We start from the raw sequence: 25,556 nt of genomic DNA, 5'->3' as shown, positions 1-25,556 counted from the left end.
ACATGGCGGCAACGCAACGGTCAGAGTGGCAGATTCGCAATCGCTTGTTGCTGAAAAGGCGGACAAAATCCGATTTTTATCATGCGGCCTTGAAACGGGCCATGACGGCGGCGCGGTTCGGATCGGTGAGCACAATCGCTACTGCATATTCCAGCGCACTCAAGCTCGCTTCTTCCGGATAGATGACCTTGTTGGAGACAATTTCCTCCGGCAAGAGCTTGAAAACCCGGCTGTCTGTCGTCGCGCCACCATTGACGAGAAGATCAGCGGCCGCGATTTTCGGATCCATCAGGTGGTTGAGGAGGGCATAGGCCGCCGGTCTGTTCTGGGCCCCGGCCGGGATCGCATAGTAGTCAGTCCAGATCTCGCCGCCGTCCGATCCAAGACTGTAGCGGATCTCTTCCATGTCGCGGACCAGTTGTGCGGCGTCGTTGCTCCAGCACATGCTCAGCCAGGCGTCGCCGGCGCGCATGGCGGACTGGTAGTCGCTGTCGATCGCCAGCAGATGCGGCTTGACCTGCATCAACAGCTCTTCGGCCTTGGAAAGCGCGTCCGGATCGATCGAATTGAAGGGATAGCCGAGGGCGACAAGCGCGCCGCCGATCGTGGTCAACTGGTAGTCCTGAACGATTGTCCGGCCCGAAGCATCGCCCATGGCGGTGTCGAAGAAGCCGCGCCAACTGGTCACTTCATCAAGCTTGCGCCGGTTGTAGGCGATACCGGTTGTGCCGGTATTCTTGGGCACTGCGTGGAGCCTGGTGCGAAACATGGCCGGCGCGAGGTAGCGTTCGGGATTGGCGGCCGGATCAAAATTCGGCAGCGCGGCCAGATCGAGCGGTTCGATCAAGCCTAGGCCTGCATAGGGGGCGAGGGCATATTGTGTCGGTACGATGAGGTCCCAGGCCGCAGTCTGCGTCTGCATGCGCTGCATCATCACCTCGTTGGAGCCGATGATCTCGACCTTGACCGCGACGTCGTGCTGTTGCGAGAACTGCTCGAATGTTGCCGGATCGTGATAGTTCGGCCACGTTGCAATGCTGACGCTTTTGCCGAGGGAGCCTGCATTGGCTGGCGCCACGGCGGTTCGGTCGCCGCCGATAAGAAGACATGCAAAGCCTAGACCTGTGGCCTTCAGGAAGTGGCGCCGCGAAACGGATCCGCGCTTCAACCGCATCAATTGATTGATGAACCCGTCCGGATCGATTGGGGTGCCCTGCCTCGGCATGCTCATAGCGTTTGTGATCTCCGTCATGGCCGCACTGATGATCGTTCAAACTTTGTTCCGTTGCGTCAATTCATCATAAAAGAATTAACGGGGTTCGAAACGTCGGAAGGCATTTACTGTATCGCCGCCTGCTGTCGCCGAGCCGCACGACCGGGCGGGGAGGCGCGTGGCCGATTAAACGAAACGGTCGATAATGCTTATGCCGCTGTCCTTGAAACTATCCATTTCTGTCAGTGCCAGTGCTGCCTCATCGAGGCTGATACGCCGGCCGATCAGCTTTTCCGGCGCGAGTTTGCCGGACAGGATCATTTCCAGCATGGCATCGTAGCGCCAGGCCTGCATGCCGTGGCTGCCGTAGATTTCGAGCTCATGGCCGATGACACGCGCCATTGGAATCGCGGGCGTTGCATGTTCTCCCAGCATCAGGCCGACCTGGACGTGGCGTCCGCGCCGTCTCAGGTTGCTGATCGAATGGAAACAGGTCTGGGGATGGCCGAGCGCATCCACCGAAACATGGACGCCGCCGCCGGTTGCCTCGCGCACGGCCTCTACCAGATCTGGCACTTCGCGGCTGTTGATCGCAACCGTGGCGCCGAGTTGGCGGGCGATTGCCAGCTTGTCCTCGGCAATGTCGATGGCGACGACATTGGCACCGAGCGCATGACCGATCATGATCGCCGAAAGGCCGACGCCGCCGCAGCCATGCACGGCTAGCCATTCGCCGCCCTTTAGGCGCCCCTGATCGACGACGGCACGGAAAGAGGTGGCGAAGCGGCAGCCGAGACTGGCCGCCGTCTCATAGGTCATGCTGTCGGGCAGATACACGAGGTTCTGGTCGGCATAGTCGATGGCGACATATTCTGCGAACGAACCCCAGTGGGTGAAGCCCGGCTGAAACTGCTCCTCGCAGACCTGCTGGTTGCCGGAGCGGCATTCATGGCAGTGGCCACAGCCGGAAACGAAGGGAACGGTAACCCGGTCGCCGATCTTGAAGCGTCTTACATCGCGGCCGATCGCGGCAATGGTTCCTGCCAGTTCGTGGCCGGGTACATGCGGCAGGCGGATATCGGCATCGTGGCCCATCCAGCCATGCCAGTCACTGCGGCAAAGGCCGGTCGCCTTGACGGCGACGACGACACCGGATGGAGAGGGGGTCGGGTCGGGCAATGTGCTGACCTTCGGTGTTTCGCCGAAACGTTCGTAGAAAAGGGCGCGCATCGGTGTTTCCTCTCTGCCTGAATTTCCTCGGCGCGCATTGTGAATGCGCGCCGAAAAGTCCTTATCACCCGAAATGTCGGGTGTTCTAGTCCGCGAGCACGATCAGGCCGGACGGGTCGATCTTGACGCCGACCAGATCGCCGATCACCGGCGGCTTGGTGCCGGGATCGTTGAATGTGTCAAAGGAGATCGACTTTCCGGCCACTTCGACACGGGTGCGGATGACCGAGCCCAGGAACTGGCTGGATGTGACCTTGCCCCTGACGGTTGCTTCGCCATTGCCGGCAAGCGCGCCGGCTTCCGGGCGCATGGCGAGTTGCACGGTCGATCCGTTGACGGCGGGGATCGCGTCCTTGATCGCAAGGGTGGCGTCACCGATCGTCACAAGGCCGGCGGCCTGGTCGGTTACGATGGCTTCGAGGACGTTCAGTGTGCCGACGAAGGAGGCGACGAAACGGGTGGTCGGACGGTTGTAGATCTCGAAGGGCGTGCCGATCTGGTCCGCCTTGCCGGCGTTCATGACGACGATGCGGTCGGAGATCGACAGTGCTTCTTCCTGGTCGTGGGTGACGAAGACGGTGGTGATGCCGAGCTGCTGCTGGATATGGCGGATTTCCTCGCGCAGCGAGACGCGGATCTTGGCGTCGAGTGCTGAGAGCGGTTCGTCGAGCAGAAGCACCTGCGGCTTTGGAGCCAGCGCGCGGGCAAGCGCCACGCGCTGCTGTTGGCCGCCGGACAACTGGTAGGGATAACGCTCAGCCAGATGATCAAGATGAATCAGGGCCAGCATCTCCTTGACGCGTGCCTCGATGGCAGCCTTTGGCATGCCGGCGATCTTCAGGCCGAAGGCGACATTGTCGAAGACGTTCATGTTGGGAAACAGCGCATAGGCCTGGAACACCATGCCGATATTGCGCTGGTTCGGCTTCAGGTTTGTCTGGTCCTTGTTAGCGATTTCGATCGTGCCGCCGCTTGGCATTTCGAAGCCGGCGATCATGCGCAGGATCGTGGTCTTGCCGCAGCCCGACGGTCCAAGGAAGGAGATGAACTCGCCCTTGTCGATCGCCATGTTGAAGTCGTGAACGACCTTGGTCGGCCCGAAGGATTTCTGCAGTTTGGTGAGTGTGAGAAAGCTCATGAAGGTTCAGTCCTCAGGCCTGGCGAGGCGCGGTTTTCTGGAAACGGGAAACAAGCTGGATCAGTCCAAGGCAACCCCAGGTGATGCCGAAGGCGATGACCGCCAGGGCCGCAGGTTCATAGGCGCGGTTGGCGCCGAGCAACTGCATGTAAGGGCCGAAGGCCGGCTTGTTGAGAAGGGCGGCCATGGTGAACTCGCCGATGACGATGGCGAAGGTCAGGAAGGCGCCCGAGAGGACGGCGACAAGTACATTGGGCAGGATGATCTTGGAAATGATGGTGAACCAGCTGGCGCCAAGGCTTTGGGCTGCCTCGGTCAGGGTTCCGACATCAATGGTGCGCAAGCCCGTGTCGACGGCGCGGTACATATAGGGCAAGGACAAGGTGGCATAGCCGAACATCAGCAGGACATCGGTGCCGAGGGAGGAACCGGTGAGCGGCAGCCAGCTCGATGTGTTGTAGAGGCGGATATAGCCAAAGACGATGACGATGGCCGGAATGACCAGCGGCAGCAGCGTGACGAATTCGATGTAGGGACGCAGACCCGGCAGTTTGAGACGAACCCAATAGGCGGTGGGCACGATCAGGAAAATGCCGAACAGGATGGTGACCAGCGCCATGGTGACGGAATAGGTGAATGTCTCCTGGAAGCGCGGATCGCTCAGCACCTTGACATAGGCGTCGAACGAATATTCTCCGCGCCGCATCTTCAGCGAGAAGTTGGTCATGCCGATCAGCGGCAGGAAGAAATAGAGGAGGCCGAAAGTGAGGGCTCCCCAAGCCCAGAGACGTTTCATTTCAGCCACCTTTCACTGCGGGCGCGGAGCCAGATATAAAGTGCGTTCGCCACGCCGGTGACAACGATCATGCCGAAGGCCAGCGCATAGCCGAGATGCGGATCGCCAAGGACGTCGCCGCGGATCTGGGCAAACAGCAGGATCGGCACGATATTCAGCGAAGAGCCGGTCAGTGCGATCGCGGTTGCGACAGCGCCGAACGCATTTGCGAACAGAAGCGCCATGGTGCCCAGGAAAGAGGGCAGCAGGATCGGAAAGGCGACGAGGCGCCAGTATTGCGCATTGGTCGCGCCGAGGATCGAGGCTGCTTCGCGCCATTCCTTCTTCAATCCGTCCAGGGCCGGCGTGATGATCAGGATCATCAGCGGGATCTGGAAGAAGAGGTAGGTCAGCGTCAGGCCCCAGAACGACAGGAGGTTGAAGCCAAGCATGCGCAGGTCAACGCCGAGCTGGGTCTTCAGAAACACAGTGACCAGTCCAACCGGGCCAAGCGTTGCCAGAAAGGCGAAGGCGAGCGGTACGCCGGCGAAATTGGAGGCGACACCGGAGAAGGTCAGAAGAGGTCCGCGAATCCACTGCGGCAACCCGCCAAGCACGACGGCTGCGGCGACGGCAAAGCCGATCGCACAGCCGAGAATGGCGGAGGCGAGGCTGATCCGGATGGAGATCAGATAGGCCGACATGATCGACGGCGTGTACAAGCCGCGGATGTTGTCCAGCGTGAAGGCACCGTCCGGGGTCTGGAAGGCGCCGATGACGATTTTCATCGTCGGCATGATCAGGAAGAGCACGGTAAAGGCTGCAAAGGGCAGAACGCCCAGCCAATGGAGGGGAAGGCGGAAGCGTGGCCCAGGGGGCGCAGCTGAACTGACCTGTTGCGATGACATTGCTGGTGCCCCTTCGTCCGCGTGGTTCGCGGTTTCTATAAAATGCAAATGCCGCCCCGGTCGCAAGATCGGGGCGGCTTCTATACGCTATGTCTTACTGGACGTTCGCGCCAACGACGCTGTCCCAGGCGCCGGTGACGGCAGCCTTGTTGGCATCGACTTCCTCGAGTGTCGGGAAGTAGGCCTTGGCATAGGATTCAGCCGGCGGCAGCTTTGCCAGCAGGTCGGCAGGGATCTTGCCGGCGGCCGACATCGCGTTGAAGCGGGCCGGGTGGCAATAGCCTGCGAGCCATGCGGTCTGGCCTTCGTCGGAATAGAGGTATTCCATCCAGAGCTTGGCTGCGTTCGGGTGCGGTGCAAAGGCCGAGATGCCCTGGACGTAGACGCCGGCGAGGACGCCCGATGCCGGAACGACGACTTCAACCGGCGGGTTGCCGGCCAGCGTGTCCTTCGCGGCGAGTGCGTTGTAGTCCCACATGACGACGATCGGGGTTGCGCCCTGTGCGAGCGTACCGGACTTGCCGATGACCGGGACGAAGTTGCCAGCCTTGTTCAGTTCGCCGAAATACTTCAAGCCAGCTTCGCCAGCGTCCTTGCCAGCCTTGGCGCCCGATGCGAGGCCAGCGGCCAGAACACCGAGGATGGCCTGGTTGGAAGCGCGCGGGTCACCGGCAAGGGCGACCTGACCGGCATATTCCGGCTTCAAAAGGTCCGACCAGTCCTTCGGGGTGTTGGCCACGAGGTCCTTGTTCACCAGCAGCGACATGACGCCGTAGTAGTCGCCGTACCAGAAGCCGTCGGCGTCCTTAACTTCAGCCGGGATTTCGTCCCAGGTGGAGACCTTGTAAGGCTGCAGCAGGCCTTCGGCCTTCATCTGCGGGCCGAAAGCGAGGCCGACGTCAACAACGTCCGGCGCCTGCGGGCCCTTGTTGTCCTTGTTGGCCTTGATGGCTTCGACTTCGTCGGCCGAACCGGCATCCGGGTTCAGTTCATTGACGGTGATCTCCGGATACTTCTTCTTGAAGCCATCGATGACGGCGCCGTAACCGCACCAGTCGTGCGGCAGCGCGATGGTGGTCAGCATGCCTTCCTTCTTGGCAGCTTCGATGATTTCGGCGCTTGGCTCGGCAAAGGCAACGGCCGAGCTGGCCATGACGAGAGCCGTCGTAAGGGACAGGGCTTTGCGGAAATTGGTAATCACTGGAATTCTCCTCTGAGTTGGCAGCGATGCGGTTCACTTAGGTGCGCATTATTATCGTTGTATGACGGTTGGCGGTGGCAGACTGAATTTTCCCTTTCGTCCCCGTGCCTTGGCAGTGTTCCTCCATGCTCGCGTTTGCCTATCGGGGCTTTCGAAACAGGCGTGCCTGTTCGAACAGCCCTTCCAGGGTATTCATGCGTTCGCGCGTCTCGTCCCAGGACGAGCTCTGCACGGCTTCGATCAGCGCCTCCACGACAAACAGCGTCACCACGGACGAATCCCAGGCGGATGGCGCTTCTATGTGGAGCTTGAAACAGTTGCGGGCGTGCTGGGCGACGGGCGACATCCACTGGTCGGTAAAGACGATGATCTCGACACCATTGGCTCTCGCAACCTCGGCAAGGGTGGTCATGTCGGCTTCGTAGCGGCGGATGTCGAAGATGATCAGCACGTCGCCGGCCTGCATGTTGAGAACATGCTGCGGCCAGGAGCTGGCATTCGACGACATCAGTGTCGTCTTCGGCCGGATGACCTGCATATGGGTGAAGAAATACTCGGCCAGCGCGCCGGTGATACGGCCACCGACAAAATACAGACTGCGATTGCGGTCACCCAGCAGGCGCGCCGCCTCATCGAATGTCGAGGTTCTGAGTTCGCCCAGCGAGGTGCGCAGATTGTTGATCACCGCTTCGGCGAACCGATTGAGGATGTGACGGTTCGGCGCGTTGGCTGCCCAGCGGTCGTGCTTGCTGATCGGATTGGAGATCGTCGCTTCAAGTTCCTGATGCAGATGCGCCTGAAACTCCGGATAACCCTTGTAGCCGAGCTTCTGGACCATGCGGGCAACGGTCGGCGTCGATACGCCAGCGTTCTCGGCGACAGTGGTGATGCTGCCGAGGCCGGAGACGGGGTAATTTTCCAGCAGGCTTTCGGCCAGCTGTCGTTCGGCGCGCGTCAGCCCATCGAAATGGGCATGGATCACGTCCGACACTGTCTTGGACGCATTTAGCAAGGACCGATGGTCTCCCCTCAAGCCGATCTTTTGCCGGCTTTCGGAGAATTAAGCCTTTATGGCCGGAATGTGTCAATTGCTATTTTGAAGAGATTTCTTCAGATCCCATTGACAGCGGCCAAATCGTGAAGAATTCTCTTCGCAATAAATGCAGCCGAACGGCGCAGGGGAAATCAGCATGCTCTCAAGGTCAGACATCCTGACGTCGGCAGACGGCGAAGCTGTTGCAGTGGAAAATTCCGCTGCTTCAGGCGCCGTGGTGCTGGTCTGCGAACATGCAAGCCGCGCCTTGCCTGTACGGGCAGGGGACCTTGGGCTTCCGGCCGAAGCATTGGAAAGCCACATCGCCTGGGATCCGGGTGCCCTGGCCGTCTCGCGGCTGTTGTCGGAAAAGCTTGATGCCGTGCTGATCCATCAGCGGTTCTCGCGTCTGCTCTACGACTGCAATCGTCCGCCGGAATCGCCTGCCGCCATGCCGGATCGAAGCGAGGTCTACGACATTCCGGGGAACCGGGATCTTGGTGTTGCCGAACGCTATGCGAGAACTGCGGCACTCTACGTGCCGTTTCACGACCGCATCAGTGCGACGCTTGCTGCCCGCCAGGCGGCAGGCCGCGAGAATGTGGTGGTCACCGTTCACAGTTTCACGCCGGTATATTTCGGCAAGCCGCGGGCCGTCGAGATCGGCATCCTGCACGATACCGACAGCCGGTTGGCGGATCGCATGCTGAGGGCAGCCGAAGGCGGCCCGTTCCGTGTTGAGCGCAACGCGCCTTATGGTCCGGACGACGGCGTCACACATAGCCTGAAATTGCATGCCCTGCCGCAGGGGCATCTCAACGTCATGATCGAAGTCCGCAATGACCTGATCAAAGAGAGTAACGGCCAAGGGGTTGTGGCCGATTATCTGGCAGTTCTGATCCAACGCGCGATCACCGACTGCCTGAAACAATAACAAGACCCCGAGGGGAGCGGCTCTGCTGCAACCTCCGCCCGTCAGTGGTGGAACTGAAAGACAGTCAATTGTCCGCAATTCCGCGGATAATCGTCAATTGGGGGACGTCATGTCAGACTATTCTGATTCAGATAAAAAGCAGGATCTTCATATCCTGCATTCCATGGGCTATGCCCAGGAACTCGAACGACGGATGAGTTCATTTTCGAACTTCGCCATTTCCTTTTCAATCATTTGCATCCTGTCGGGTGGTATCAACTCTCTCGGTCAGGCAACCTCCGGCGCCGGTGGCGCTGCGATCGGCATCGGCTGGCCGCTCGGTTGCCTGATCTCGGGTTTGTTCGCCCTTGGTCTGGCGCAGATCAGTTCAGCCTATCCGACTGCCGGCGGTCTCTATCACTGGGGTTCGATCCTCGGTAACCGCTTCACCGGCTGGCTGGCCGCATGGCTTAACCTGCTCGGGCTTGTCACCGTTCTGGGTGCCATCAATGTCGGCACCTTCTACTTCTTCTTCGGTTCGTTCGGTGCCTATTTCGGCATCGAAGACACGTTGACGCATCGCGTCCTCTTCGTGGCGCTGATCACCGGTCTGCAGGCTGGCATCAACCATTTCGGTATCGGCCTGACGGCAAAGCTTACCGATTTCTCGGGCTATTTGATCTTTGTCACCGCGATCCTGCTGACAGTGGTTTGCTTGTTTTCCGCACCGAGTTTCGAGTTTGGCCGCCTCTTCACCTTCGCCAACTATACCGGCACCGAGGGCGCGTCGCTTGTCTGGCCATTTGCCGTTTCCGGCAGCATGGCATTTCTTCTCGGCCTGTTGCTACCGATCTACACGATCACCGGATATGACGCTTCGGCACATACGTCGGAAGAAACGGTCAAGGCCGCCGAGTCCGTGCCGCGCGGCATGATCTCGTCGGTGTTCTGGTCGGCTCTGTTCGGCTACATCATGCTGTGCTCGTTCGTGCTGATGCTGCCGAACATGGATGATGCGGCAAAGCAGGGCTGGAACGTGTTCTTCTGGGCGATGGACGCGCAGGTCAATCCGACGTTGAAGGAGATCCTCTACTTCCTGATCTTCATTTCCCAGTTCCTGTGCGGTCTTGCCACGGTCACTTCGCTGTCGCGGATGATCTTTGCCTTCTCGCGTGACAAGGGCCTGCCGGGTTCTGCAGCGCTTGCCAAGGTCAGTGCGAAATACCGCTCGCCGGTGGCAGCGATCTGGACGGGTTCGATCCTCTCGGTGCTGTTCGTCTGGTTCACGTCGGCCATCACCATTGCCGGCACGCCTGCCTATTCCATCGTCGTGTCGTGCACGGTCATCTTCCTGTTCCTGTCCTTCGCGCTTCCGATTGCGCTCGGCTTCGTTGCCATCGGCACCGCGAAATGGCCGGCGATGGGCCCGTGGAACATGGGTACCGGCCTGTTCCGCCTCGTCGCGGTTCTGGTGGTTCTGGCCATGGCGCTGATCTTCTACATCGGCATCCAGCCACCGAACGATTGGGCACTTCCGATCACGATCGGCTTCTTCGTCATCACTGCGGTCGTCTGGTTCGTCTTTGAAAACAAGCGTTTCAAGGGACCGCCGATCGGCGATGAAGTTGCCAAGCGTCAGGCCGAGATTGCAGCAGCCGAAAAGGCTGTCGGAGAAGGCGCCTGACCTTTTAACAAAACAGCAAGCCGGTGGCGTTCTGCTTCCGGCTTGCCGCCTCCTTCGAATAACCAGTGCCTCCGGCGCGGTTTCATGTTCCTTTTCATCTACCCATTCGGATGGCACCCATGAGCACCACCTACACATTTGAAGACTTGAAGAAGGATGTCGCCGAAGGCCGCATCGATACCGTTCTGGCGTGTCAGGTGGACATGCAGGGCCGACTGATGGGCAAGCGCTTCCAGGCAGAGTTCTTCGTCGAGAGCGCCTACAAGGAAACCCATAGCTGCAACTATCTGCTTGCCACCGACATGGAGATGGAAACCGTCTCCGGCTACAAGGCGACAAGCTGGGAAAAGGGCTATGGCGACTACACCATGAAGCCCGATCTTTCGACGCTGCGCCGCACGCCCTGGCTGGAAGGCACGGCACTGGTTCTCTGCGATATGCTCGATCACCATACGCATGAGGAGGTGCCGCATTCGCCGCGCGCCATCCTGAAGAAGCAAGTCAAGCGGTTGGAAGCGATGGGCATGAAGCCGTTCATGGCGACCGAACTCGAATTCTTCCTGTTCGACCAGAGCTATGAAACCGCCCAGGCAAGCGGTTACCGCAACCTGAAGCTGGCTTCGGGCTATAACGAAGACTACCATATCTTCCAGACGACGAAGGAAGAGGGTGTCATGCGGGCGATCCGCAAGGGTCTGCAGGGCGCGGGCATTCCCGTTGAGAATTCCAAGGGCGAGGCGTCCGCGGGGCAGGAAGAAATCAACGTTCGCTACGCCGATGCGCTGACCATGGCCGACCGTCATGTGATCATCAAGAACGGCTGCAAGGAAATCGCCTGGGCGCAGGGCAAGGCGATCACCTTCCTCGCCAAGTGGCACTATACCGCTGCCGGTTCGTCATCGCATATCCATCAGTCGCTCTGGTCGCTGGATGGCAAGCCTCTGTTCTTCGACGACAAGGGCGAATACGGCATGTCGGAATTGATGAAACATTACATGGCCGGCCTGCTCAGCCATGCCAGTGAGATCACCTATTTCCTCGCGCCCTATATCAATTCCTACAAGCGCTTCATGGCCGGCACATTCGCGCCGACCAAGGCGATCTGGTCGAAGGACAATCGTACGGCCGGATACCGGTTGTGCGGCGAGGACACCAAGGCGATCCGCGTCGAGTGCCGCGTCGGCGGCTCGGACCTCAATCCGTATCTCGCCATGGCAGCCCTGATCGCTGCCGGTATCGACGGTATCGAAAAGAAGATGGCGCTTGAATCCGCCTTCACCGGCGACGCATATGGCGCAACCGATGTTCGGGAAATTCCGCGCACGCTGCGCTCAGCGACAGAGGAGCTGACGAAGTCGGCCATGCTGCGCGAGGCGTTTGGCGACGATGTCATCGATCACTACGTCCGTGCTGCGGAGTGGGAGCAGGAGGAATACGACCGGCGGATTACCGATTGGGAGGTGGCGCGCGGCTTCGAGCGGGCGTGACATCTGGCGGCCTTGAGGCTGCCACCTTCGCCGTCGTAGGGTGACAACAAGGACAGCGGCGATGGCCGCTGTCATCTTCTTTATGCAACAACAGGAAAAAGATCATGACGATGATCCAATGCATTTCGCCGATCGATGGATCGGTTTACGCCGAGCGACCGGCTATGTCGCTGGAGGCGGCGACGGAAGCCGTCGGTCGTGCCCGCAAGGCGCAGAAGGCCTGGGCTAGGCGGCCGTTGGAAGAGCGCGTGCAGCTGGTGCTGAAGGGCGTGGCGCGGCTCAACGAGATGTCCGATGAAGTCGTGCCGGAACTGGCGCACATGATGGGCCGTCCGGTGCGCTACGGTGGCGAATACAAGGGCTTCAACGAGCGCTCCAATTATGTCGCAGCCGTTGCTGCTGACGCATTGGCGCCGCTGGTGGTGGAAAATAGCGCGACCTTCGAGCGCCGGATCGAGCGCGAGGCACATGGCGTCGTCTTCGTCATCGCGCCGTGGAACTATCCCTATATGACCGCGATCAACACGATCGCGCCGGCGCTGATGGCGGGCAATACGGTCGTTATCAAACATGCGACCCAGACGCTTCTCGTCGGCGAGCGCATGGTGCGGGCCTTTGTCGAGGCTGGCGTTCCCGATGATGTGTTCATCAACCTGTTCCTCGATCATGCGACGACGTCGGCACTGATTGCGGCCGGCAATTTCAACTTCATCAACTTCACCGGTTCGGTCGAAGGCGGTCGTTCGATCGAGCGGGCTGCCGCCGGAACCTTTGCCGGCCTTGGCCTCGAGCTTGGCGGCAAGGATCCGGGCTATGTCATGGACGACGCCGATCTCGACGCTGCCGTCGATACGCTGATGGACGGTGCTACCTATAATTCCGGCCAGTGCTGCTGCGGCATCGAGCGCATCTATGTGCACGAAAGCCTCTACGACGCGTTCGTCGAGAAGTCGGTCGCTTGGGTATCGAACTACAAGCTCGGCAGCCCGCTCGATCCGGACACGACGCTCGGGCCGATGGCCAACAAGCGTTTCGCCAAGGTTGTTCGCGAGCAGATCGCCGATGCCGTCGCCAAGGGTGCGAAGGCGCTGGTCGATCCGAAGCTTTTCCCGGCAGACGACGGCGGCGCCTATATCATGCCGCAGGTTCTGGTGAACGTGGACCATTCCATGGCGTTCATGAAGGACGAGACCTTTGGTCCGGCCGTCGGTATCATGAAGGTGAAGAGCGATGCGGAAGCATTGTCGCTGATGAATGACAGCCCTTATGGCCTGACCGCGTCGCTGTGGACGCAAGACCCCGAGCGGGCTGCCCGGATCGGTCGCGATGTCGAGACCGGCACCGTGTTCATGAACCGCGCCGACTATCTCGACCCGGCGCTCTGCTGGACCGGTGTCAAGGAAACCGGCAAGGGCGGCTCGCTCTCCGTGCTCGGCTTCCAGAACCTGACCCGCCCGAAATCCTACCATCTGAAGAAAGTCACGAAATGAATATCGTCGCCAACTGGAGCTATCCGACCGCCATCAAGATGGGCCGTGGCCGGATCAAGGAATTGGCCGATGCCTGCAAGTCGCTGGGCATGAAGAAGCCGCTTCTGATCACCGACCGCGGTCTGGCGCCGATGCAGATCACCCAGGCAGCGCTCGAGGTTCTCGAAGAGGCTGGTCTCGGCCGGGCAATCTTTGCCGACGTCGATCCCAACCCGAACGAGAAAAACCTTGAAGCCGGTATCAAGGCCTACAAGGACGGTGGTCACGACGGCGTGGTTGCCTTCGGCGGCGGTTCCGGCCTTGACCTTGGCAAATGCGTCGCCTTCATGGCCGGCCAGACGCGGCCGGTCTGGGATTTCGAGGATATCGGCGACTGGTGGACGCGTGCCAATTCCGACGGCATCGCGCCGATCGTCGCCGTGCCGACGACCGCCGGCACCGGCTCGGAAGTGGGCCGCGCTTCGGTCATCACCAATTCCGTCACCCATGTGAAGAAGATCATCTTCCATCCGAAGTTCCTGCCGGGTGTTGTGATCTGCGATCCGGAACTGACCGTCGGCATGCCGAAGATCATCACCGCCGGCACCGGCATGGACGCGTTTGCCCATTGCCTTGAGGCCTATTCCTCGCCCTTCTATCATCCGATGTCTGCCGGCATCGCGCTGGAAGGCATGCGGCTGGTCAAGGAGTTCCTGCCGCGCGCCTACAAGGACGGAACCGATATCGAAGCCCGCAGCAACATGATGTCGGCGGCTGCCATGGGGGCCACGGCGTTCCAGAAGGGGCTTGGTGCCATTCATGCTCTGTCGCATCCGATCGGCGCGGTCTACAATACCCACCACGGCATGACCAATGCGGTGGTGATGCCGCCGGTGTTGCGCTTCAATCGCGAAGCGATCGAGGATAAGATCGAACGGGCGGCGGCGTATCTCGGCATCGCCGGCGGCTTTGACGGGTTCTATGATTATGTCCTGTCGTTGCGTGCCGAACTTCACGTTCCGGAAAACCTGACGGCCATGGGCATTGCCAATGACCGGATCGACGAACTGTCGGCCATGGCAATCGAAGATCCGAGCGCCGGTGGCAATCCGGTCAAGCTGACGCTGGAAAACACCAAGCAATTGTTTGCCGACTGCTTCTAAGGCCTTGCTTATTCACTATATTAGCCCGGTATCTGACGATGCCGGGCTTTTTTGTGCGATGTGTCTCGAATAGAGTTGCCGAGTCGGCTTGCTACAATGGCAGGTGGTATTAAGGGAAGTCCATGATCAGGCATCGTTTCTATTTGTCCACCCTGCTCGCATCGTTTTGCCTGCTTGCCGCAGGCACAGCCTCGGCCGAGAGTTATAAGGGCCTTCTGAAGAAGGGTTATGCTGTCGGCGCAATGAGCCAGGCTAAATCGGGTTCCATGGGTTGGGTGCTCAGCGGCAAGGACGGGAAGCATTTCTGCAAGGCCAAGTTTGGTATGGCCGTCATCGATTCCAAGACACTGGTCAGCTTTCTTCCGAGCGGCAAGATGATCAAGCTCGACCGGGCGGTTTTCGAGGATAGCATCGGCGGTCCGGATCCGTCGCTGCCGAATCTCGCGGATCTGAAGGCCGGACGGGTTGAACCGCGTCATGTCGGTTCCTGCACGCCGTTGCGGGGCTGATCTTCACTTCTGCCACAATTGCAGGCGTTCTTGCCTTTTGAAATCATTGAACTTTGCTGATCGCCCTCCCTCTTTTAGGGGAGGGCGTTTCTGCTTCGCATTTTCTGTTTGTTAACCATAATTAGAAAGAATGCAGGTAGCGGGCGCCAATGATCAGGGCTGCTCCAGAGCGATGAAACGCTCGGACAAGACCCTTGAGGACAGAGAATGCCAGTTATCTCATTTGCCAATGCCAAAGGTGGGGCCGGCAAGACCACTGCGGCGCTTCTGCTTGCTACCGAACTGGCGCATCAGGGTTATCGGGTCGCGATCCTGGATGCCGATCCGCAGCGTTGGATTACCCAGTGGTTTGATGCCTCCGGTCCGCAGCACAATATCGAGGTCGTTTCGGAAGTGTCCGTGGCCTCCGTGCAGGGCCATATTCGTGAACTCTCGCGCACCAATGATTACATCGTCATGGATCTCGCTGGCGCGCGCGATGCCATGGTGACAACGGCTGTCGGCCTGTCTGATCATGTGATGATCCCGATCCAGGGCTGCGCCATGGATGCCAAGGGCGGCGCCCAGATCCTCGATCTGATCAAGATGATGGAAGAAGCCGGACGCATGGTCATTCCGCATTCTGTCGTTCTGACGCGTGTAACCTCAATGGTCACCACCCGTGCGCTGCTGACGATCAAGGGGCTGCTGGCGGCCCGTGGCGTCAATGTGATGAATACGCCGATCGTCGAGCGCAGCGCCTACCGCGAGATCTTCGACTGTGGCGGCACGCTGTATTCGATGGATGCAGCGAAGATCAGCAATCTCGACAAGGCGCGGGAAAATGCCCAGGCATTCGCCGGCGAGGTGATGCGTCTGCTGCCGGTCAAGGTGATCCGCACGTCGCAGCCGCGCCGATTGTTCCGCCTGGTCCGCAACGCGGCCTGAGCCAATCTCAATTTGGAGAATTTGAAGCCGTCTGACCATCCTGGTCAGGCGGCTTTATCGTTTCCGCGTGGTGGTCGGCAGATATGGAAAGACCTCCGGATCAGATCCGGAGGCCGCTTATCTTCTGGCGGAATTTGGTGGACTACTCGACGAACTCGACCGTCACGCCGGCGCTGACCATCTTGGCCAGTTCGGTTGCGTCCCAATTGGTCATGCGAATGCAGCCATGGCTCTGGGTACGACCGATCTTGGATGGCTCCGGCGTGCCGTGAATGCCGTAGGTCGGCTTGGACAGGGCAAGCCAGACCGTGCCGACGGGGCCATTGGGGCCGGGCGGAATGGCGAGAACCTTGTTGTTTTCGCCCTGCTGGAAGTTGATCTTCGGATTGTAGGTATAACCCGGATTGAGTGCGATACGTTCGATTGTCACCGTACCCGAGGGCGAGGGTGTGTCGGATGAACCGATGCTTGCGGGATAGGCGGCGACAAGGCCACCGTCCTCGCCATAGGCAAAGACCTGCTTCAATCCCTTGTTGGCGACGATGCGCGCAACCTTGCCGGCCTTCACCGGACCCGGATCGACCACCTTGATGATCGTACCGGGAATGGTGAAGTCTACACCGGGATTGATCGCCTTCAGATAGGCCTCATCCATATGGAATTTTTCGGCCAGCATTTCGGTGGTCGAGGTGAAGGACAGTGCAGGAAGCATCGCTTTGTGGCTGTAGTCTTCCGGGATCGAGGCGACATAGGGGCCGGCGGCGTCACCCGGAGTAATGGTGTAGCTGGTGATCGCAAGGCCGCCAGACAGACGCAGGCGCTCAAGCACATCCTCGGCATTGTTGGGGTCGATGGTCTCGCCGGTCATCTGCTGCCAGGCGACCAGCGCCTTGTTGACGTTCTGGCCCATCTTGCCGTCGATTACGCCGGGGGACACACCTTCGCGATCAAGGAAGACCTGCAGGGCGGTCATTTCCAGTTGCGACAAGTTGCTCTTCACCGGGATGTCGGGCGTGACGATGCGTGGCGTCGAAGTTTCGGTCGGTGGTGGCTGGTCGGGACCGCCATAGGGCATGTCCTCCGGCAGGGCGTCCAGCGCCTGACGGTCGATCGGGCCATCCTGCGGAACCGAACCGGTGACAACATTGTCGTCCCAGGCAGGGGCCTCGGCTTGCCTGTTGCCATAGGGGTCGTAGACGCCCGGCAGGTTGGGATTGGAGGCGTTCTGGCGCGGCGGGAAATAGCTCTCTGCCGGAATTTCGGTTGCCACGACGTTGCCATATCGGTCGATCAGCACTGTGCGCCCCATCTGGTCGCGGCTGATGACCACTTCACCGGTTTCCGGCACGTAGTCGAGGATCTCGCCGTCCGGCGAGACGAGCAATGTCTGCGGCTGGCGGTAGCCATAGGTCGACTGCGCCGTGGATGGTCCGGCGGCGAATAGTGGTGCGGCGGTGAGTGCTGCCAGAAGCAGGCCTGATTTCTTGATGTCGAACACGATGCAGAATCCTCGTCTATGCAGCCGACAAACGCGTGAAATTTGACACTAATGTGGAAAAGGTGAATTCATAGTGAATTAATGGTTAACTATCTGCGGTGGCATGGAAGATTTGTCGTCTATCTTTCCGTTGAGTTGACTTGGGTCCATCGTGGGGGGAGCGATGCAAGACAGTTTCAGTATGGAGTCTTTTCTTCCATATCGATTGATCAGGGCGACCGAGCGATTGGACATGGTGTTTATGCGATTCTGCGGGCCAGAGGATGAACTTTCCTGGTCGGAATGGCAGGTTCTGTGGTCGCTGGGAGAGGCGACCACCACAACAGCCAAGGCGATCTGCGGCCAGTCGGGCCTGTCGAAGACCAAGATCAGCCGCGCGGTCAAGGTATTGGAGGAGCGCAGTTACCTTGAGCGCAAGCGCGATGTCCATGATCGACGCTTCGAACTTCTGTCGCTTTCGCCGACCGGCCGGGCGCGTTTTTCCGTATTTAAGCAGAGGGCCATCGAGTTTCAGCATCGGCTTGAGACAATCATCGATTTGCCCTATCTGTCGGCACTCGATACCGGCCTTGGCGGTCTTGAAGACCTGATGGCGGCTGGACATTTTCGGCAAATACCCGCGATTGCGGAGGGAAGTCTCGCATGATTGCATTTCACGGCCCAAAGGGACCGCAACTCTCGCTTGATGAGAGTTCGGTTTTCGATATTGGCGCCTGCGTTGTCGATGGGGTCGATATTGCGCCCGGCCGGGCTATTCCCGATGACGGCGATCCCCGCATCGACCATTCGCTCGAAGGCTTTCTGTTTACCTGTGGTCCCGACCATATCCGCCATCCGCAGCCAATGCCTGGTGGCGAGGGATTGTTCCCGCTGCACGGATCGTTTTCATCCCATCCGGCCGAATCGGTTCAGTTTTCGACGGAGGGTGAAGATCTCGTCGCGCGCGCGAGCGTGCCAGTGGTGCTAGCCGATGGGGGGCGGGCGCGTCTTGACCGGGTCTGGCGGCTGAAAGCCGACAGTGGTGAAGTGCAACTGAGCGACGTCGTCACCAACGTCGGCGACAGCCCGTTTCCGGCGTTCCTGATGTACCACATGAACCTCGGCGCCAAGCACTTCGACGATGGGGTGCGGCTGGAAGGCGCAATGCTCGACGACGGCGGCTTTCCATGGACTTTCGGTGAGAAGGATGGTGGCATTTTCTGCGTGCCGGCCGGCAAGGGCGGCTGGGCCGAGCTTCGCCTCGGGCCGATCGCCGCGATCGGCGGAAAAATGCTGAAAGTGCGCTTCCGCACGGACACTTTGCCTTATCTGCAGGTCTGGCGAAACCAGAAGACACCTGCGCATGTGCTCGGCATAGAACCGGTGTCGCATCGCTGGGAGAGCCGGGACGAGTTGGAGGCGCGTGGCGAGTTCGTCATGCTGGCGCCGGGCGAGAGCCGCGAATACGGTCTGGCATTTTCCTTCGTTTGATACAGCGTACCGAAGGGTGGCTGTCTGTGATTGACGCCCCGGTAAGCCCGTCGTAGATGTTTCGGCCAAAGTTTGAGAGAGGTGCGCCGATGAATATCAGGCAGATCAACGAGGAATATTCCGTCAGCGGTCAGATCACGGTCGAGGACGTCGATACGGTCAAGGAACTGGGTTTCAATTCGATCGTCTGCCATCGTCCGGACGGCGAGGAATTCGGCCAGCCGGAGTTTGCCGCCGTTGCCGCGCGGGCCGAAGAGCTCGGCATCAAGATCAGTCATGTGCCGGTCGGCCCGATGGGCGTGACGCCGGAAGCAGTGGCTGGCATGGTCGATGCACTGGAAGACTTCGATCGCCCGATGCTTGGCTATTGCCGTTCAGGCGCCCGTTCCACGGCGACCTATGAGCATGCGCTGCGCCAACGCGGCTGAAGCATTTTCACTTTATCCCTGACGACGCCGGGCCAAAGCACGGCTGCGTCTTTCTGTTTCAACATCCGATAGGAGAATTCCCATGACCATCAAGCGTATCGAACCGGGCAAGCGCATGAGCGGCGCCGTCGTTCACGGCAACACCGTCTACCTCGCCGGCCAGGTTGGCGAAGGCACGACTGTCACCGAACAGTCGAAGTCTGCTCTGGCTGAAGTCGATCGTCTGCTGGCGCTTGCCGGTACGGACAAGTCGAAGATCCTGCAGACGATCATCTACCTCTCCGACATGTCGACTTTCGGCGAAATGAACGCAGTCTGGGAAGGCTGGGTCGACCCGGCAAACACCCCGGCACGCGCCACCAGCGGTGCACCGCTGGCGACACCGGATTACCTCGTGGAGTTTATCGTGACAGCTGCTCTCTGAGTTCTGCTGTTTGATCCGATCAGAAAGGCCGGGAGCGATCCCGGCCTTTTCTTTTTTATTGCAATGGCTTGTCAGGATTTGTCTCGAATCTGAGTCAAGGTGCGGGTCGGTGTGATCGCTTCCGGATCCAGCTTGATCTCGATGATCGCCGGCTTGCCGGAGGCGCGCGCCCGTTCGAAGGCCGGGGCAAACTCTTCCGTGGTCTCGACCGTCTCGCCATGGCCGCCATAGGCGCGGGCGAGGGCTGCAAAATCGGGATTGGTCAGATCGGTGGCGCTGACGCGGCCCGGATATTCGCGCTCCTGATGCATGCGGATCGTGCCATAGATGCCGTTGTTGATGACCAGCGTGATGATCGGCAGATTGTAGCGGATCGCGGTGGCGAACTCCTGGCCATGCATCATGAAGCAACCGTCGCCGGCAAAGCAGATGACTTCACGCTCGGGAAACAGGTGCTTGGCAGCGACGGCCGCCGGCAGGCCGTAGCCCATCGAACCGGATGTCGGTGCCGATTGCGTGTTGAATGCCTGGAAACGATGGAAGCGATGCAGCCAGGTGGCGTAGTTGCCGGCACCGTTGGTGAAGATGGCGGTCTTTGGCGTGTTCTCTTCGATCCAGTCCATGATGGCGCCCATCTGGACCGGGCCTGGGCTGGTCTTCGGCGGTGTCGACCAGGACATATAGGCGGCATGCATGGCTTCGGTGCGGGCGGACCAGACGGGGGCTGTCGGTGCTTCGAGAGCGTCGAGCGCGGCCACGAATTCATCCGGTGCGGCGCAGATCGCCAGATCGGACCGGTAGATGCGCCCAAGCTCGGACGGGTCAGCATGGATGTGCACGAGTTTCTGGGTCGGGTAGGGGATGTCCATCAAGGTATAGGATGAGGACGGCATTTCGGAGAAGCGGCCGCCGAGCAGGACCAGAAGGTCGGCTTCCTTGACCTCCCTGGCGAGCGCCGGATTGACGCCGATACCGACATCGCCGGCATAGGACGGGTGGGTGTGGTCGAACAGCATCTGGCGGCGGAAGGAGCAGCCGACCGGCAGTTTGAACTTTTCCGCAAAGGCACGGATGCCGGCAACCGAGGTCTCGCTCCAGCGCGTGCCGCCGAGGACCACCAGCGGTCGCTTGGCAGCCGCCAGCATTTCGCCGAGTGCGGCAATCTGGCTTGGGCCGGGATGGGCTTCGACCGGCGTATAGGGCTTGGCGAGTGGTGCCTCGACCTCGTCGATCAGCATGTCTTCCGGCAGCGACAGCACGACCGGGCCGGGGCGGCCGGAGGTGGCTATGGCAAAGGCGCGGGTGACAAATTCGGGAATGCGGCGCGCATCGTCGATCTCGCCAACCCATTTTGCGAATTCGGTGAAGGCGCGGCGATATTCGACTTCCTGGAAGGCTTCGCGTTCGCGCATGTCGCGGGCGACCTGTCCGATGAACAGGATCATCGGGATCGAATCCTGACGGGCAATGTGCAGGCCGGCCGATGCGTTGGTGGCGCCGGGGCCGCGGGTGACCATGCAGATGCCGGGCTTGCCGGTGAGGCGGCCCCAGCTGTCGGCCATCATCGCTGCGCCGCCTTCCTGGCGGCAGACAAGCGTTTCGATGCCGCTGTCCTTCAGGGCGTCGAGGACGGCGAGATAGCTTTCGCCGGGAACACAGGAGACACGCTCGACGCCGTTGGCCTTCAGCGCCTCGACGATCAGTTCACCACCGGTTCTCTTCATTGGGCTGTCTTTCCTTCGATCTCGGCCAGTTCGGCCAGAATGTCCTGACTGTGTTCTCCGATCCGCGGGCTTGGGCGCTCGTAGCGCAGCGGTGTTTCGGAGAGGATGATGGGGCTGCGGACGCTCGAGATAACCGTGCCCTTGTCGTCTTCCAGTTCGATCTTCAGGCCGCGGGCCTTGATCTGCGGGTCGGCGAACATTTCCTCGATCGAATTGATCGGGCCGGCCGGCACGGCATTGGTTTCGCAGGCGCTGAGTAGATCACGCTTGGTCCATTTTGCCGTCTCGGTGGTGACAATTCGGCGGACCTCGACCTTGTTGGCGACGCGGGCCTTGTTGGTGGCGAAGCGTTCGTTTTCCGCGACCGGAGCTATGCCGAGTATAGCGCAGAGGCGCTTGAACTGGCCGTCATTGCCGACGGCGAGGATCAGGTGCCCGTCGGCGGTGGGCACGACTTCATAGGGGCTGATATTCGGATGGGCATTGCCGAGCCGCGTCGGCGCCTTGCCGGAGACCAGATAATTCATGTTCTGGTTGGCCAGCACGGCCGACATGACGTCAAGCAGGGCCATGTCGACAAACTGGCCCTGGCCGGTCTTCATCACATGAATGAGGGCTGCCTGGATCGCGGTGACCGCATAGATGCCGGTGAAGATGTCGGCGATGGCGACGCCGGCCTTCATCGGCTCGCCACCCTTTTCGCCGGTGATCGACATGAAACCGGACATGCCCTGGACGATATAGTCATAGCCGGCGAATTCGGCATAGGGACCGTTCTGGCCGAAACCGGTGATCGAGCAATAGATCAGCTTCGGGTTGGCCGCTTTCAGGCTGTCGTAGTCGAGGCCGTATTTCGCCAGGCCGCCGAGTTTGAAGTTTTCGATCACCACGTCGGCCGTGGCGCAGAGGCGGCGGACGGTGTCCTGGCCTTCTTCGGATTTCAGGTCGACGGCGATCGAGCGCTTGTTGCGATTGGTCGAATGGTAATAGGCGGCCGACAGGTTTTCGCCATCGGCGCCTTCGACGAAGGGCGGACCCCAGGCGCGCGTGTCATCGCCGCCTTCCGGGTTCTCGACCTTGATGACGTCGGCTCCGAGATCGGCCAACATCTGGCCGGCCCAGGGGCCGGCGAGCACGCGGGCAAGTTCGATGACGCGGATGCCGGCAAGCGGTGGTCCTGCGGTCGGACTATCGGTGGCGCTGGCATGCGGTCTGGTGGTCATGGCGCTTCCTGTGCTGATCGGCATGTCGGCTCAAAACTGTCTTGATCCGCAGCCTGTCATGAGAATTTCTGCTGACTGACCTCCTATAACCCCGGTTTAATCCCCCGACACCTGATTTTCTCTCATGGGATCATTCCGTTTCGGCAAGCCGGCGGTTGCGGGCACGGGGGTGGATAAGGGGTCGGATATAGGGGCGGGCATGCGCGCGGTTGCGCGGTTGAGATCGGCGAACACTTGGTCACACCAGGCCAGGTAATCGGCAACCGCTGCTTCTCGACCAATTTCGTTCAGTGTCTCATGGCGCATCGTGTCATAGATGCGTGTCGTAACGTTGCGCATGCCGGAACCGGACAAGCGTGTAGCCAGCCAGCGGATTTCCCGTCCCTTGTTGGTGGCGGGGTCTTCTCCTCCGCCAACCAGATAGACTGGTGTCGACTTGTGCAGGCGCGCCAATTGACGATCGCTGGTGCCGCGAAAGGTGAGCGTGAACAGGTCCTGCCAGAGCGAGACGCTGGCATCGAAGCCGCAGAGGGGGTCGGCAATATAGGCGTCGACCTCGGCTGGGTCATGGGACAACCAGTCGAAGGCTGTCCGGTGGTTCGGGATCGCCTTGCCCCAGGCGCCGAAGGTCGCCAGCGGCAGAATGAGGCTCGGGACGTCGGAGCCCTTGTAGATCCGCTCCAGCTTCAACACCAACTTGGCAATGCGTCCAGCAATGCCAGGGTTGAAGTTGGAGTTCCAGACCGACACCGCCTGGAAGGCATCCGGATGATCCGTTGCCGCGTTGAGGGCAATCAGGCCGCCCATCGAATGGCCGAACAGGATGACCGGCAGGCCGGGGTAACGGGTGACGGCGAGATCGCGCATGGCGCGGACATCGGCCACGACCTTGGCGACACCCTCGCTTGCCGCATACCGGCCGATCGGCGCGTCCGGCGCGGTTGTCTCACCGTGGCCACGGTGGTCATGGGCGTAGACATGCAGACCGGCCGTCGAAAGCGCTGATGCAAAGGCGCCGTAGCGGCGCGAATGTTCGGCAAGGCCGTGGCAGAGTACGATGATGGCGCGCGGCGTGCCTTCTGCCGCCAGGTGATGGTAGGCGAGGCGGGCGCCGCTTGGGGCGTCGTGAAAATTCAAGTCTGCGAACATGCGGTTCTCCATTGCGGCGATAGAATGGCATTTTACGTGCACGTGCAATGGAGATCGCCAGCTTATCCTCAGGGCTGCCCTATCGTCGAGATGTGTGCATGCATCGCTAACCCGATCTTAAAGCGGCGGCAGCCAGAGTGCTGTGGCTCGTAGTTCAGATGAACGGGGAAAAGTCGCGGATGCAAGAGGTTCAGGAATATGCTGCGGTGCCTTGCGGTCATCCCCGTAGGGCCAGTGGTTTCTCATTTTCTCTTCTGGTTGCCGCGTTCTCGACAGCAATCTTCTTTCTGGCGTTCGATATGCTGGCCGATCGGCACTACTACAGCGATATCGACGATGTCCTGCGCGGCGTCCAGATCCGACAGCTTCTTGCACATGGCGAGTGGTTCAATTTGGTCATTGAGGGCATCGACATGCCCGGCACCTATCAGTCGCCGTGGTCGCGTCTTGTCGATCTTCCCTATGTTCTGCTGGTACTTGGGTTGAGAGGTATCACCACTGAGGAGTCTGCAATCTGGTGGGCCTTCCGGATTTGGCAGCCCCTTCTATTGCTCGCCTACTGCTGTTTGTGGTGCGCGACGGCCGTGCGGCTGGTCGATAAGGAAAACCACGTACAGCCGGTGCATGTGGTGGCAGCGTTCGCATTGATGCCCCTGACTCTCTGGGAGTTCAGTCCGGGACGCATCGATCATCACAATCTGCAGATTGTCATGCTGATGGTGGCGCTGTTCGGGATTTCGCGCTGGTCGGCGGCTGGCGGATTCCTTGTCGGCATGGTCTGCGGCCTGTCTTTCATGATCGGGCTTGAGTTGGCGCCGGTGCTGCTGATCTTGCTGCTCGGGCCTGGGCTGGCATGGGTTTTCGGAGTCGAGGGGAGCCACCGTGTCCAGGCCTTCCTCGCCGCCGGTCTGGCGCTAACAACAATGCTCGCCGGTATTTCGTTCGGCGGATCGGCTCTAATGGTGGCCACCGAATGCGATGCCTTCTCTGCGCCCTTTGTCTCAGCGTTCCTGGGTTATGCGGCGATTACGTCCGTTGTTCTTTGGTCGGTTCGATCCGAAAGACCAGTCGTCCGCCTGGGTGCGCTCGCGGTTCCAGCGGTCGGCCTTGCCGTGGCTCTTGCCCTGGCTTTTCCCGACTGCCTTCAAGGGCCGTATCATGCGATCGATCCCCTTGTGCGTCACTTTTGGCTCGATCGTGTGCAGCAGGAGAAATCATTTCTGGAGATTTACCGAATGGGGGATACGATCAAGATCCTCTGCCTCGGTTTCCTGGTTATCGTTCTATTTGGCGCGTTTCCTGGTTTCATGCGGCACTTGAGAGCCCGCAATGCTGCCTTTGTGATCATCTTTTGCATCGCAGTCACCCTTTTGATACTGGCTTTCGTGCAGACGAGGTTTATCCGTTTTCCGGCCGCTGGCGCGCTGCTTTTTCTGCCTATGATTTGGAGCGAGCTACGGTATGGCATTCGCTCGACGGCAAGAGCAGTTCTGTTCGGTGCGCTAGCGACACTGGCCACGGGGACGTTTTTTTTGATGTTGGTCCCCAAGCATTCGCTGCGACCGGAACTGCTCGACTATCTTGCCTTCGATCTTTGTATGGACGTCGATACGTCGCCGCTGCATACTCTTCCGGCCGGCCGGATCGTTGCACCCAGTTCGCTAGGCCTCTTCATGCTGGATCGCCTGCCGCCCGGCATGACGGTCAATGCCATCTCCTTTCACCGGGCGGCGGCGGGCATGCGGCGGATGTATGATGTCTTCGTCTCGACCGACAGTGAAACCCGCAGAGTGGCGGCCGAACCTTTTGATTATCTGGCCGTATGCCGTTATCCGATGGTGCCTGAGATCCCCAACGACACGCTGTTTGCCGTGCTGACACGGGGTGGGGATTGGCCTGGTCTCGTGCCGGTTTCCGATTCCGCGACTTCGGCTCTTCGGCTGTTCAAGATCGACCACGCCCGCCTGCAATAGCGGCGAAAAGCCTCGAT

The 25,556-nt window shown here is 60.1% G+C and carries 23 protein-coding genes; 12 read left to right on the top strand and 11 right to left on the bottom strand.

The genetic code is table 11. The features are described 5' to 3' along the window. Positions 1-79: 79 nt before the first annotated feature. The 7 genes from GVK95_RS08350 to GVK95_RS08320 all read right to left on the bottom strand — a co-directional run bounded on the left by GVK95_RS08350 (position 80) and on the right by GVK95_RS08320 (position 7,477). Positions 80-1,231 carry a spermidine/putrescine ABC transporter substrate-binding protein gene (locus GVK95_RS08350; protein ID WP_244618690.1) on the bottom strand — a complete coding sequence of 384 codons (1,152 nt, stop codon included), beginning with the start codon at positions 1,229-1,231 and terminating at the stop codon, positions 80-82. A 168-nt stretch (positions 1,232-1,399) separates the two neighbouring features. Beyond that, positions 1,400-2,443, bottom strand: coding sequence for a zinc-dependent alcohol dehydrogenase family protein (locus tag GVK95_RS08345; protein ID WP_159948446.1), 1,044 nt, complete (start codon positions 2,441-2,443; stop codon positions 1,400-1,402). 85 nt (positions 2,444-2,528) lie between these two features. Then, positions 2,529-3,581, bottom strand: coding sequence for an ABC transporter ATP-binding protein (locus GVK95_RS08340; protein WP_159948444.1), 1,053 nt, complete (start codon positions 3,579-3,581; stop codon positions 2,529-2,531). A 13-nt stretch (positions 3,582-3,594) separates the two neighbouring features. Then, the gene (locus tag GVK95_RS08335) at positions 3,595-4,377 is read right to left on the bottom strand and encodes an ABC transporter permease (protein WP_159948442.1); all 783 of its coding nucleotides are present in this window, start codon (positions 4,375-4,377) and stop codon (positions 3,595-3,597) included. Continuing rightward, positions 4,374-5,264 (bottom strand): ABC transporter permease subunit, encoded by an 891-nt coding sequence (locus GVK95_RS08330; RefSeq protein ID WP_159948440.1) that lies wholly within the window; start codon positions 5,262-5,264, stop codon positions 4,374-4,376. The genes GVK95_RS08335 and GVK95_RS08330 overlap by 4 nt, the downstream gene beginning before the upstream one ends. A gap of 94 nt (positions 5,265-5,358) precedes the next feature. Continuing rightward, a complete protein-coding gene (locus GVK95_RS08325; RefSeq protein ID WP_159948438.1) occupies positions 5,359-6,465 on the bottom strand; it encodes an ABC transporter substrate-binding protein in 1,107 nt (368 codons plus the stop codon). Between the two features lie 139 nt (positions 6,466-6,604). Continuing rightward, a complete protein-coding gene (locus tag GVK95_RS08320) occupies positions 6,605-7,477 on the bottom strand; it encodes a MurR/RpiR family transcriptional regulator (RefSeq protein ID WP_159948436.1) in 873 nt (290 codons plus the stop codon). Between the two features lie 178 nt (positions 7,478-7,655). Here GVK95_RS08320 and GVK95_RS08315 point away from each other — a divergent pair, with 178 nt between their 5' ends. From GVK95_RS08315 to GVK95_RS08285, 7 genes are all read left to right on the top strand, one after another. Continuing rightward, positions 7,656-8,432 carry an N-formylglutamate amidohydrolase gene (locus tag GVK95_RS08315; protein ID WP_159948434.1) on the top strand — a complete coding sequence of 259 codons (777 nt, stop codon included), beginning with the start codon at positions 7,656-7,658 and terminating at the stop codon, positions 8,430-8,432. 109 nt (positions 8,433-8,541) lie between these two features. Next, on the top strand, positions 8,542-10,095 hold the full coding sequence (locus tag GVK95_RS08310; RefSeq protein WP_159948432.1) for an amino acid permease: 1,554 nt from the start codon (positions 8,542-8,544) through the stop codon (positions 10,093-10,095). A 119-nt stretch (positions 10,096-10,214) separates the two neighbouring features. Next, the gene (locus GVK95_RS08305) at positions 10,215-11,582 is read left to right on the top strand and encodes a glutamine synthetase family protein (protein WP_159948430.1); all 1,368 of its coding nucleotides are present in this window, start codon (positions 10,215-10,217) and stop codon (positions 11,580-11,582) included. 104 nt (positions 11,583-11,686) lie between these two features. Continuing rightward, positions 11,687-13,072 (top strand): aldehyde dehydrogenase family protein, encoded by a 1,386-nt coding sequence (locus GVK95_RS08300; protein ID WP_159948428.1) that lies wholly within the window; start codon positions 11,687-11,689, stop codon positions 13,070-13,072. Beyond that, positions 13,069-14,214, top strand: a complete 1,146-nt coding sequence (locus GVK95_RS08295; protein WP_159948426.1) for an iron-containing alcohol dehydrogenase — start codon at positions 13,069-13,071, stop codon at positions 14,212-14,214. Before GVK95_RS08300 ends, GVK95_RS08295 begins: the two co-directional genes overlap by 4 nt. Before the next feature lie 122 nt (positions 14,215-14,336). Continuing rightward, the gene (locus tag GVK95_RS08290; protein ID WP_159948424.1) at positions 14,337-14,723 is read left to right on the top strand and encodes a hypothetical protein; all 387 of its coding nucleotides are present in this window, start codon (positions 14,337-14,339) and stop codon (positions 14,721-14,723) included. Between the two features lie 207 nt (positions 14,724-14,930). Then, on the top strand, positions 14,931-15,650 hold the full coding sequence (locus GVK95_RS08285; RefSeq protein WP_159948422.1) for a ParA family protein: 720 nt from the start codon (positions 14,931-14,933) through the stop codon (positions 15,648-15,650). Positions 15,651-15,792: 142 nt separating this feature from the next. On the opposite strand, the gene GVK95_RS08280 is transcribed toward GVK95_RS08285, so the two are convergent. Next, the gene (locus GVK95_RS08280; RefSeq protein WP_159948420.1) at positions 15,793-17,148 is read right to left on the bottom strand and encodes a L,D-transpeptidase; all 1,356 of its coding nucleotides are present in this window, start codon (positions 17,146-17,148) and stop codon (positions 15,793-15,795) included. A gap of 232 nt (positions 17,149-17,380) precedes the next feature. Here GVK95_RS08280 and GVK95_RS08275 point away from each other — a divergent pair, with 232 nt between their 5' ends. From GVK95_RS08275 to GVK95_RS08260, 4 genes are all read left to right on the top strand, one after another. Next, on the top strand, positions 17,381-17,794 hold the full coding sequence (locus GVK95_RS08275; protein ID WP_244618689.1) for a MarR family winged helix-turn-helix transcriptional regulator: 414 nt from the start codon (positions 17,381-17,383) through the stop codon (positions 17,792-17,794). Next, positions 17,791-18,618: an aldose 1-epimerase family protein gene (locus GVK95_RS08270; protein ID WP_159948416.1), complete on the top strand. Its 828-nt coding sequence runs from the start codon at positions 17,791-17,793 to the stop codon at positions 18,616-18,618. Before GVK95_RS08275 ends, GVK95_RS08270 begins: the two co-directional genes overlap by 4 nt. Positions 18,619-18,707: 89 nt before the next feature. Beyond that, on the top strand, positions 18,708-19,046 hold the full coding sequence (locus GVK95_RS08265; RefSeq protein ID WP_159948414.1) for a TIGR01244 family sulfur transferase: 339 nt from the start codon (positions 18,708-18,710) through the stop codon (positions 19,044-19,046). 82 nt (positions 19,047-19,128) lie between these two features. Next, on the top strand, positions 19,129-19,470 hold the full coding sequence (locus tag GVK95_RS08260; protein ID WP_159948412.1) for a RidA family protein: 342 nt from the start codon (positions 19,129-19,131) through the stop codon (positions 19,468-19,470). 71 nt (positions 19,471-19,541) lie between these two features. Here GVK95_RS08260 and GVK95_RS08255 read toward each other — a convergent pair whose 3' ends face one another. The 3 genes from GVK95_RS08255 to GVK95_RS08245 all read right to left on the bottom strand — a co-directional run bounded on the left by GVK95_RS08255 (position 19,542) and on the right by GVK95_RS08245 (position 23,566). Then, entirely contained in the window at positions 19,542-21,194 is a 1,653-nt protein-coding gene (locus GVK95_RS08255) for a thiamine pyrophosphate-binding protein (protein WP_159948410.1), read from the bottom strand. Next, positions 21,191-22,417 carry a CaiB/BaiF CoA-transferase family protein gene (locus GVK95_RS08250; RefSeq protein ID WP_159948408.1) on the bottom strand — a complete coding sequence of 409 codons (1,227 nt, stop codon included), beginning with the start codon at positions 22,415-22,417 and terminating at the stop codon, positions 21,191-21,193. Before GVK95_RS08250 ends, GVK95_RS08255 begins: the two co-directional genes overlap by 4 nt. Positions 22,418-22,513: 96 nt before the next feature. Then, complete coding sequence (locus GVK95_RS08245) at positions 22,514-23,566, bottom strand: alpha/beta hydrolase (protein ID WP_244618688.1); 1,053 nt, start codon at positions 23,564-23,566, stop codon at positions 22,514-22,516. A gap of 179 nt (positions 23,567-23,745) precedes the next feature. Here GVK95_RS08245 and GVK95_RS08240 point away from each other — a divergent pair, with 179 nt between their 5' ends. After that, positions 23,746-25,539, top strand: a complete 1,794-nt coding sequence (locus tag GVK95_RS08240) for a hypothetical protein (RefSeq protein ID WP_159948406.1) — start codon at positions 23,746-23,748, stop codon at positions 25,537-25,539. Positions 25,540-25,556: the final 17 nt, after the last annotated feature.

Origin of the sequence: Rhizobium sp. 18065, assembly GCF_902706095.1 — a bacterium.
Lineage (GTDB): Bacteria > Pseudomonadota > Alphaproteobacteria > Rhizobiales > Rhizobiaceae > Allorhizobium.
The sequence above is the reverse complement of the archived record's forward strand: the minus strand, read 5'-3'. Positions and strand labels throughout refer to the sequence as shown.

What these genes read in the sequence shown, in the direction of transcription:
- GVK95_RS08350 (WP_244618690.1), bottom strand. Translation starts at nt 1,231, where the DNA reads ATGAGCATGCCGAGGCAGGGCACCCCAATCGATCCGGACGGGTTCATC.
- GVK95_RS08345 (WP_159948446.1), bottom strand. Translation starts at nt 2,443, where the DNA reads ATGCGCGCCCTTTTCTACGAACGTTTCGGCGAAACACCGAAGGTCAGC.
- GVK95_RS08340 (WP_159948444.1), bottom strand. Translation starts at nt 3,581, where the DNA reads ATGAGCTTTCTCACACTCACCAAACTGCAGAAATCCTTCGGGCCGACC.
- GVK95_RS08335 (WP_159948442.1), bottom strand. Translation starts at nt 4,377, where the DNA reads ATGAAACGTCTCTGGGCTTGGGGAGCCCTCACTTTCGGCCTCCTCTAT.
- GVK95_RS08330 (WP_159948440.1), bottom strand. Translation starts at nt 5,264, where the DNA reads ATGTCATCGCAACAGGTCAGTTCAGCTGCGCCCCCTGGGCCACGCTTC.
- GVK95_RS08315 (WP_159948434.1), top strand. Translation starts at nt 7,656, where the DNA reads ATGCTCTCAAGGTCAGACATCCTGACGTCGGCAGACGGCGAAGCTGTT.
- GVK95_RS08310 (WP_159948432.1), top strand. Translation starts at nt 8,542, where the DNA reads ATGTCAGACTATTCTGATTCAGATAAAAAGCAGGATCTTCATATCCTG.
- GVK95_RS08305 (WP_159948430.1), top strand. Translation starts at nt 10,215, where the DNA reads ATGAGCACCACCTACACATTTGAAGACTTGAAGAAGGATGTCGCCGAA.
- GVK95_RS08300 (WP_159948428.1), top strand. Translation starts at nt 11,687, where the DNA reads ATGACGATGATCCAATGCATTTCGCCGATCGATGGATCGGTTTACGCC.
- GVK95_RS08295 (WP_159948426.1), top strand. Translation starts at nt 13,069, where the DNA reads ATGAATATCGTCGCCAACTGGAGCTATCCGACCGCCATCAAGATGGGC.
- GVK95_RS08290 (WP_159948424.1), top strand. Translation starts at nt 14,337, where the DNA reads ATGATCAGGCATCGTTTCTATTTGTCCACCCTGCTCGCATCGTTTTGC.
- GVK95_RS08285 (WP_159948422.1), top strand. Translation starts at nt 14,931, where the DNA reads ATGCCAGTTATCTCATTTGCCAATGCCAAAGGTGGGGCCGGCAAGACC.
- GVK95_RS08275 (WP_244618689.1), top strand. Translation starts at nt 17,381, where the DNA reads ATGGTGTTTATGCGATTCTGCGGGCCAGAGGATGAACTTTCCTGGTCG.
- GVK95_RS08270 (WP_159948416.1), top strand. Translation starts at nt 17,791, where the DNA reads ATGATTGCATTTCACGGCCCAAAGGGACCGCAACTCTCGCTTGATGAG.
- GVK95_RS08265 (WP_159948414.1), top strand. Translation starts at nt 18,708, where the DNA reads ATGAATATCAGGCAGATCAACGAGGAATATTCCGTCAGCGGTCAGATC.
- GVK95_RS08260 (WP_159948412.1), top strand. Translation starts at nt 19,129, where the DNA reads ATGACCATCAAGCGTATCGAACCGGGCAAGCGCATGAGCGGCGCCGTC.
- GVK95_RS08255 (WP_159948410.1), bottom strand. Translation starts at nt 21,194, where the DNA reads ATGAAGAGAACCGGTGGTGAACTGATCGTCGAGGCGCTGAAGGCCAAC.
- GVK95_RS08250 (WP_159948408.1), bottom strand. Translation starts at nt 22,417, where the DNA reads ATGACCACCAGACCGCATGCCAGCGCCACCGATAGTCCGACCGCAGGA.
- GVK95_RS08245 (WP_244618688.1), bottom strand. Translation starts at nt 23,566, where the DNA reads ATGTTCGCAGACTTGAATTTTCACGACGCCCCAAGCGGCGCCCGCCTC.
- GVK95_RS08240 (WP_159948406.1), top strand. Translation starts at nt 23,746, where the DNA reads ATGCAAGAGGTTCAGGAATATGCTGCGGTGCCTTGCGGTCATCCCCGT.